Annotated in this window: 1 protein-coding gene; it reads left to right on the top strand. The window is 41.9% G+C overall.

The window, feature by feature from the left end; translation table 11 throughout:
- A partial coding sequence (locus H4J57_RS19195; RefSeq protein WP_182243948.1) for a tandem-95 repeat protein occupies positions 1 to 3,391 on the top strand: 3,391 nt, incomplete at both ends.

Here is a 3,391-nt window from a genome sequence, read left to right as displayed (position 1 = left end):
AGCGATGATAATGAGAACGTCACTGTTGCAGAAGATACAATCGCGACAGGCAATGTGCTTGATAATGCAGCAACTGCAGATGGACCGTTAACCGTAACTAGTTTTACTGTTGATGGGAATACGTACAATGCAGGTGATACAGTTACTCTCACTGAAGGTCAACTCACCTTAAATACGGATGGTAGTTACACCTTCACACCAAATGACAATTTCAACGGTGTCGTGCCAGTGATCAGCTACACCGTTACTGACGGTGCAGGTGATACAGAAATTTCTACCTTAACAATTTCAGTGAATCCCGTGTCAGATTTAAGTGATGATAGTGAAACTGTTTCTGTCGTAGAAGATACAACCGCCACAGGCAATGTGTTAGATAATGCAGCAACTGCAGATGGACCGTTAACCGTAACGAGTTTTACTGTTGATGGGAATACGTATAATGCAGGTGACACGGTTACTCTTGCGGAAGGCGAACTCACTTTAAATGCAGATGGTAGTTATACTTTTACACCAAATGACAATTTCAATGGTGCTGTTCCTGTAATTACTTATACCGTCACAGATGGTGCAGGTGATACGGATAGTTCTACCTTAACGATTTCAGTAACACCCGTATCAGATCTTATTGATGATAATGAGTTTGTTACAACAGCTGAAGATACAGCAGTATCTGGTAACGTGCTTAATAACGCCGACAGCGTCGATGGACCACTAACCGTAAACAGCTTTACTGTTAATGGAAATACTTTCAATGCAGGTGACACGGTAACTCTTGTGGAAGGCGAACTCACCTTAAATGCAGATGGTAGTTACACTTTTACACCGAACGATAACTTTAACGGTGCTGTGCCAGTGATAAGCTATACCGTTACCGATGGTGCTGGTGACACTCAGAGTTCTACCTTAACAATTTCAGTGACACCAGTTTCAGATCTGAGTGATGATAGTGAAACGGTCACAATAGCAGAAGACACAATTGCAACAGGTAATGTGCTTGATAACGCAGAAACAGCAGATGGACCGTTAACAGTAACGAGTTTTACGGTTGGTGGGAATACGTACAATGCAGGTGATACGGTTACCCTTACTGAAGGTGAGTTAACTTTAAATACCGATGGTAGTTATACTTTTACTCCAAATGATAACTTCAATGGTGCTGTGCCTGTTATTACTTATACCGTTACCGATGGTGCTGGTGACACTCAGAGTTCTACCTTAACTATTTCAGTAACTCCAGTGTCAGATTTAAGTGATGATAGTGAAACGGTCACAATAGCAGAAGACACAATTGCCACAGGCAATGTCCTTGATAATGCAGAAACAGCAGATGGACCGTTAACAGTAACGAGTTTTACGGTTGGTGGGAATACCTATAATGCAGGTGATACCGTTACTCTTACGGAAGGCGAGTTAACTTTAAATACCGATGGTAGTTATACCTTCACACCAAATGACAATTTCAACGGTGCTGTGCCTGTAATTACTTACATTGTTACTGACAGTGCAGGTGACACTCAGAGCTCTACCTTAACAATTTCAGTGACACCAGTTTCAGATTTAAGTGATGATAGTGAAACGGTTACGATAGCTGAAGATACAATTGCCACGGGCAATGTGTTAGATAATGCTGAAACAGCAGACGGTCCAATGACTGTCACCAGCTTTACTGTTGGTGGGAATACGTATAATTCAGGTGATACCGTTACTCTTACGGAAGGCGAACTCACTTTAAATGCAGACGGTAGTTACACTTTTACACCGAATGATAACTTTAATGGCAGTGTGCCAGTGATCAGCTACACCGTTACTGATGGTGCTGGTGACACAGAAATTTCTACTTTAACAATTTCAGTAGCACCTTTATCAGATCTTACTGATGACAATGAATCTGTTACAACAGCGGAAGACACAACCGCAACAGGCAATGTCCTCGATAATGCTGAAACAGCAGACGGTCCACTAACCGTAACGAGTTTTACTGTTGGTGGGAATACGTATAATTCAGGTGATACCGTTACCCTCACTGAAGGTGAGTTAACTTTAAATACCGATGGTAGTTATACCTTTACACCTAATGACAATTTCAACGGTGCTGTTCCTGTAATTACTTACATTGTTACTGACGGTGCAGGTGATACACAGACTTCTACCTTAACGATTTCAGTAACTCCAGTTTCTGATCTGAGCGATGATAATGAAACTGTCACTGTTGCAGAAGATACAACAGCCACAGGCAATGTTTTAGACAATGCTGAAACAGCAGACGGTCCAATGACCGTCACCAGCTTTACTGTTGGTGGGAATACCTACAATGCAGGTGACACGGTTACTCTTGCGGAAGGTGAACTCACTTTAAATGCAGACGGTAGCTACACTTTTACACCGAATGATAACTTTAATGGTGCTGTGCCAGTGATCAGCTACACCGTTACTGATGGTGCTGGTGATACCGAAATTTCTACTTTAACAATTTCAGTAGCACCTTTATCAGATCTTACTGATGACAATGAATCTGTTACAACAGCGGAAGACACAACAGCCACGGGCAATGTGTTAGATAATGCTGAAACAGCAGACGGTCCAATGACCGTCACCAGCTTTACTGTTGGTGGGAATACCTACAGTGCAGGTGATACGGTTACCCTTGCTGAAGGTGAAATTACCTTAAATGCAGATGGTAGTTACACTTTTACACCAAATGATAACTTCAATGGTAGCGTACCCGTTATTATTTATACCGTCACAGATGGTGCCGGTGATATACAGAGTTCTACCCTAACTATTTCAGTGACACCCGTGTCTGATCTAAGTGATGATAGTGAAACTGTCACGATAGCTGAAGATACAATTGCTACAGGTAATGTGCTTGATAATGCAGAAACTGCTGATGGTCCACTCACGGTAACGAGCTTTACGGTTGGTGGGAATACGTACAATGCAGGTGACACGGTTACTCTTGCGGAAGGTGAACTCACTTTAAATACCGATGGTAGTTATACCTTCACACCAAATGACAATTTCAACGGTGCTGTGCCTGTTATTACTTATACAGTTACTGATGGTGCTGGTGATACACAGAGCTCTACCTTAACAATTTCAGTGACACCAGTTTCAGATTTAAGTGATGATAGTGAAACTGTCACGATAGCTGAAGACACAACAGCCACAGGCAATGTCCTTGATAATGCAGAAACAGCAGATGGACCGTTAACAGTAACGAGTTTTACTGTTGGTGGGAATACGTATAATTCAGGTGATACCGTTATTCTCACTGAAGGTGAGTTAACTTTAAATACCGATGGTAGCTATACTTTTACTCCGAATGATAACTTCAATGGTGCTGTTCCTGTTATTACATATACAGTTACCGATGGTGCTGGTGATACACAGA

It is taken from the genome of Colwellia sp. BRX8-7 (genome assembly GCF_014077275.1).
Lineage (GTDB): Bacteria > Pseudomonadota > Gammaproteobacteria > Enterobacterales > Alteromonadaceae > Colwellia_A.
This window is presented reverse-complemented; position numbering and strand designations above follow the sequence as displayed.